3 protein-coding genes are annotated in these 2,023 nt (G+C 65.8%); all 3 read right to left on the reverse strand.

Going from position 1 to position 2,023, the window contains the following annotated elements; genetic code table 11:
* Window positions 1-683 (reverse strand): 50S ribosomal protein L11 methyltransferase (locus Q0S16_RS07865; protein ID WP_295846765.1); only part of this gene is annotated, 683 nt, incomplete at its 3' end.
* Window positions 684-685: 2 nt separating this feature from the next.
* Entirely contained in the window at window positions 686-1,099 is a 414-nt protein-coding gene (locus Q0S16_RS07870; RefSeq protein ID WP_295846770.1) for an EVE domain-containing protein, read from the reverse strand.
* Between the two features lie 4 nt (window positions 1,100-1,103).
* The coding region (locus Q0S16_RS07875) for an NAD(P)H-dependent glycerol-3-phosphate dehydrogenase (protein WP_295846773.1) at window positions 1,104-2,023 on the reverse strand (920 nt) is incomplete at its 5' end.

Consider the following 2,023-nt stretch of genomic DNA (forward strand, 5'->3'; position numbering starts at 1 on the left):
GCGGTGAGCTTGATGTCGACATCTTCGAGATCGCGCGTCACCGGCACTTCGTACTCGGCAATCTTTCGCAACTTCTCCATAGGCAAAAAACCGCGGCCGGGGTCGCCGATCAGCACGGTGGCCCCCTGCGCGGCCCTGGCGCTGAGAAAGTCGAATGCCCGCGCCGCGGTATCGCGCTCGTAAAAAATATCGCCGGCCAGAATCGTTTCGGCTGCCGGCGCCGCGACGCCTGCCAGCAGGTCATCCCCGGACGCCTCGATCGCCACCTTGTTTTTGCTCGCATTCAGCGCGATGGCCGTGCGCGCAAACGCATCGATATCATAGGCGACGACGCGGCTGGCATCGGCTTTGGCGGCAGCGATCGCCACCAGACCCGAACCGGAGGCGAGATCAATCACGGTTTTTCCGGCGACGTGTTGAGGGTGATCGAGAACGTAGCGTGCCAGTGCCTGGCCGCCGGCCCAGGCAAACGCCCAGAACGGCGGCGGCAGGCCGATCTCGTTGATCTCGTTTTCGGTCCTGGTCCATAGCGGCACCGCCTCGCGGGCAACGTAGAGCAGGATCTCCGGCACCAGCGGCACCGGCAACAGCAGGGTATTGGCAATGATGAAGACGGCAGGATCGCCGACCGCCGCCGACGGGGCCGTGTCGCCGCTTTCCGAAAGGGGCGCGGGCCATCGCACGCCTACAACCCGCCAAGCTTGCGGATCATCTTCCATTCGGCGTCCGTCACCGGCTGCACCGACAGCCGCGAATATTTCAGCAGCGCCATTTCGGCAAAACGCGGATCAGCCTTGATCGCCGCCAATGTCACGGGAATCGTCAGCGGCTTGTCGGCCTTGATATCGACGCAGACAAATTTGGCTGATTCGTCAGTCGGGTCCGGATAGTGCTCCTTGATGATCTCGGCGATGCCGACGATCTCCTTGCCCTCGTTGGAATGATAGAAGAAGGCGCGGTCGCCGTTCTTCATCTTCATCATGTATTGCTTGGCGGTGTGGTTGCGCACGCCGGTCCAGGCCTCGCCCGTGGCGCCTTTGGCGACCTGCTGATCCCATGACCAGGTCGAGGGCTCCGATTTCACCAGCCAGTGCGCCATGAACTTATCCCTCTGCCTTGAACGGCCGCGTCAGCAGGCCTTCGATTGCCTGATCGATGGTCGCGGTGCCGCCGAGAATCGCGGCGACGGCGCCGGCGACTGGCATATCGACATTTTTGGAAGCCGCCAGCTCCATCAGAACCGGCGCGGTGAATTCGCCCTCCGCAAGTCTGTTGCGCGCAGGCGCCTCGCCGCGGCCGAGGGCCGCGCCGAGCGAGAAGTTTCGCGACTGCGCGCTGGAGCAGCTCAGGATCAGGTCGCCGAGACCCGACAGTCCGGACAGCGTTTCGTTGCGCGCGCCGCAGGCGCGGCCGAGCCGCAGCAATTCGCTGAAGCCACGTGTCGTCAGCGCCGCCAGCGCGGACGCACCAAGCTGTTTGCCGGCGACGATACCCGCCGCGATCGCCAGCACATTCTTCGCTGCGCCGCCGATCTCGACGCCGCGCACGTCGGTGGTGTGATAGGGCCGGAACGTTGCCGAGCCCAGCGCCAGCACGAGATCGATCGCGATGCTCTCGTCGGCGCAAGCCAGCGTGACCGCCGTTGGCAAGCCCTTGGCGACATCGTCGGCAAAATTGGGTCCCGACAGGATCGCGGCCACCGCATTTGGCGCCACGTCCTCGATGACCTCGGTCATGAATTTGCGGGTGCCGTGCTCGATGCCCTTGGCGCAGGCGACGACCGGCACGCCCGGTGGCAGCAGCGGCGCCAGCGCGGCGAGGGCTACGCGCAATTGCTGCGAGGGCACGGCGAGCAAAATTACGTCGGCGCGGGCGGCGAGCGCGAGATCGGCGGTGACGAACACCGAGGCATCGATCGCGACGCCCGGCAGCCGCGGGCTTTCGCGCAGGGTCTGCATCGCCTCGGCGGCGGCGGCCGAGCGCGCATACAGCACCACGTCGCGCCCGGCGCGCGCGGCGACAT

The sequence above is a fragment of the Tardiphaga sp. genome, assembly GCF_025356345.1.
Classification (GTDB): domain Bacteria; phylum Pseudomonadota; class Alphaproteobacteria; order Rhizobiales; family Xanthobacteraceae; genus Tardiphaga.

Coding starts and splice junctions, on each gene's coding strand:
- Q0S16_RS07870 (WP_295846770.1), bottom strand. CDS start 1,099: ATGGCGCACTGGCTGGTGAAATCGGAGCCCTCGACCTGGTCATGGGAT.